Raw genomic sequence first — 3,824 nt, 5'->3', positions numbered from 1 at the left:
AACTCCGTATGTGGAATTACACAAATTTGCTGCCTGAAAAATTAGTAGAAAAAGCTTGGATTTAACCTTGGAATACGGTTAACACAAGTTGCGGGAGTAGGGACGCGAACTTGTCGGCTTAGTTGTTTTTTTGTTAGGATACTAAAATACACTTTTTCGATAATACCCGTTATTTGTGATAACCGTTGTTGTAGGCAGTGTTAGAAACGAATTATTTTTTTAAGAGTCTCTCAATTTTTTTCCAATGATTTTTCACTTGTCCTTTTATCTTATTATTGTCCATAAATTTGGCGGCTTTGAAAGCATAAGATAAAAAATTACCCCAGTCATAATACTCTGATTTGGTGAAATGATCTGTAACAGGATCCTTTATATATTTCCTTCTTCTTTGAGCACCTTTATATGTGAATTTTTTTAAAATTCTTCTTTTAAAAATTTCACCTTTTTTCTTATTAAATCGTTTTGTAGAATGCTTTTTAGCTCTCTTTACACTTCTTTTCATTTTTCGATAATATCCAGATAGACTCGCAGATCTTATCAAAGTGTTTTTACCATCGAATTCGAATCCTAAGTAAATAAAATTTTTATTCCAATTAATTTCATCAATGAAAGATTGTCCACAAATTAGACCATCATGCTCATGCTTAAAATGAAAGACTTGCGTTTTTTTTTCTTGAATTTCGAGTTTAAAATCCTTTATAGAATTCGTCATTAAATCGATGATATTTTCTTTTTCATCGATTGGACATACAACTATCATATCGTCAGAATATCTTCTATAGATTCCTTTTTTGTCTATATAATTATTAATTTTTTTATCAAAATCGAATAAATATATGTTTGCTAAAATTGAACTTATTGGCGATCCTTGTGGAATACCAAAATTTCGATTTATTAGCTTCCCATTTACTTTGATTTTCTTAGAATTTTTAAGGAGTTTGTTTTTTACTTTTAGAAATTCATCTTTTTTACAAAATGCGATTGCATCCTGATTTCTCATGAACTTTAATTTAGAAACTGATTTTCTTTTAATAGGTAATAATTTTCCAGATTTTCCTCTTTTCTGAACATATATTCTATTCTTAAATTCCTTAAAAATATCAACGATATCAACATAACTATAACGAGTTATGTTTTTATAAATATTAAAGTGTGCGTCTGGTAAAACTTCTCTTGGACTTATTAAATCAGTCCAGGCTTCTCTAAGGATTTTATGATCAATGTTGTCAAAAAAACTTTTTATGTCAAACGCAATTACTAAGAATTCATCTTTATCGTAATTTCGTATGTAGTTGAAAACATCATTAGCAAATTCAATATTGCTCTTGTTAGGTCCATCTTCAATAGTTTGATCAACAGGTACAGATCTATATGCATTTACAATGTCTCCAAGATTATTCAGTTTTAGCTTATTTTCATATGCATCAGATAAAAGCTTGGAATAATAGCTAAAAATAAGTGAGTCTAAATGGTTAGCATAGTAGAGTTCTCTAGTTTTGACACTAGATTTTCTATTTTTGGTATCCTTTTCTTTGATAAGTTTGCCGTTATCAGGAGAATATTCTTTTCTGAATTTTCGAACTTTTGATGTTCTATGAATAAATGGTGAGAAAGCATGTTTTGCAACATTTTCTGGATGGGTAACATAGTTTTCTACCCACTTATAACGTTCTGCAATATTAATTGGTAAACTGATATGTGGATACCGTTTAACCTTAAACCAATCCTTTTCTTTCTTTTCTTGCTTTTCGCTCATATGTATAAAAAAGTGAGTTGAGGAGACCAACACGGAGCATTGCTTTTACAATATAAATATCGTGAAGAATGCATGCTCTATCGGCACTTAGTGCCGCTCCGGTTCAAGTTGGGTAGCAAATAATTGTGTTATCTTTACAACTAACGAATCCATTACTGAATATGTGTATGTGTAAGATTTCAACTATAAAGGTCATTCTTAGAGCGTTGATGCTCCTGGTGCTGACATTTCTGTCAATGGTTCACGATTTAACGTGTTTACCTTGCATTTGTAAAATTCCTTTATCTCAACAGCTTTTAATGTTGAGCTAGCGCAAATTGCTTCGCACTATTCCTTAAAACGCATTCTCCAGCTCTCCTCTAACTCACAAATCTAATCTCAAATATATAAAAATTATTAAAACTAGCATTGCCTACAACGGTTACGGTTAACGCAAGTCACGGGATTAGGGCCACGGACTTGTCGGCTTAGTTTATTTTTACTTGGTCTCTAAAATAACAATTTTTAGCATACAACCCGTTATTTGCTGTTAACCGATGTTGTGCACTGAAAATTTTATCCAAAATGGGTAAAATAGCAAAATCAATTTTTAAATCGGAGTGAGCATCTGCGTAGTGATTTTCAGAGTCAGCGAGAATCATATTTTTTTATCCGGAATGATTTGCCGTGGTATTAATCTTTTTTTGACGATAATTATCTTTCTATTCCAGCGTCTGAGTAAGCACGTAATCTCACTATTAAAAACTCAAAACTTTAAAAATTTTTTGTGCACAACGGCTACGGTTAACGCAAGTCACGGGATTTGGGACACGAACTTGTCGGCTAGTTGATTTTTACCTGGTCTCTAAAATAACAATTTTTAGCATACAACCCGTTATTTGCTGTTAACCGATGTTGTGCACTGGAACTTATACTCAAAAACTTTAAAAAAATCAACGACATTTTTTCCGGCTGAGTAATAGTCCGCGTAGTGCAATATAATCTTCCGCTTCCGTTGGAGGAATTTTTTCAAAATCTTCTTATCGGAAAATCTATTTTAAGGATCTGCTTTTAAAAACTTTATTAAAAAGTGGAAGCTTTATTTTTACAATTTTAGAGCATGAGTAAGCACATAATCTCAAGTTAAAAAAACGGAAACCTTAAATAAGTTCTTGTGTACAACGGTTACGGTTATCGCAAGTTGCGGGAGTAGGAACGCGGACTTGTCGGATTAGTTCTTTTCTTTCCTGGTTTCTAAAATTACACTTTTTCTGCAATACCCGTTATTTGCGATGAACCGATGTTGTGCTGCGTTTTATTCTGGATCTTGAAATTTATCAAATTCTCTGACTTTCTCATTTGGACAGTGATTTACAATCAAATTAAATTTATCAATGTTATCGAAAGAAGTTATATAGTATTTTTTCTCAGCATGTGGACTCTTGAAATTTAAAGTATATAGATTGTTGATATTGGTTTTTTCAATTATCAAATCAATTCCAGGAGAAAAAGTAGATTTTAGGATCCATTCATTTTTACTAAAGTTTACTTTCTCAATTTTAAAAATAGTTTTTTCGAGTTCTTCAAATATTAACGCATTTCCTTTTACCTCCATTCGAAAATCGTTTCCATCACAAGGATCGTAATTGTAAAATTCACCTTGATATTTTCGAATGGTTATCCATTTCTTCTCTATTTCAGGATAACTTTTCTGTGTTTCGAAATGTTTAATTTGTTCTTGAATCTCTTCATTACTGGTTGTCGACCAATTTTTAATACTTCTTTTGAAAATAGAGTTTTTAGAAACATCAATAAATAGTTGTTGCTTTTTTAAATCTAATTGGGCAGGATCGATTCTTTCAATAATCGTATCTTGATTTAGTGGTATAAACCATGTTATTTCCCCAATTTCCATTTGTTCTGCAAACTGATTTTTGTTTTGACTTTCGCAACTCCAAATGGCAAATATGAATATTATAAATATAAGTTTTTTCATGCTTAAAATGCTGCACAACGGTTTCGGTTATCGCCAGTTGGCGGAGTAGGGGACACGGATTTGTCGGCTTAGTATTTTGCTGTTGGTCAAGAT

General features: G+C 31.7%; 2 protein-coding genes. Both read right to left on the bottom strand.

The features are described 5' to 3' along the window. Positions 1-211: 211 nt before the first annotated feature. Positions 212-1,756, bottom strand: a complete 1,545-nt coding sequence (locus tag AB8M93_RS18405; protein ID WP_373060395.1) for a reverse transcriptase domain-containing protein — start codon at positions 1,754-1,756, stop codon at positions 212-214. Between the two features lie 1,294 nt (positions 1,757-3,050). After that, on the bottom strand, positions 3,051-3,731 hold the full coding sequence (locus AB8M93_RS18400) for a hypothetical protein (RefSeq protein ID WP_298248410.1): 681 nt from the start codon (positions 3,729-3,731) through the stop codon (positions 3,051-3,053). Between the last annotated feature and the right edge of the window lie 93 nt (positions 3,732-3,824).

Origin of the sequence: Autumnicola aciditolerans, from assembly GCF_041679265.1 — a bacterium.
Taxonomy (GTDB): Bacteria; Bacteroidota; Bacteroidia; order Flavobacteriales; family Flavobacteriaceae; genus Autumnicola.
Note: the sequence above shows the minus strand (reverse complement) of the source record. Positions and strands in the feature narration are given on the sequence as shown.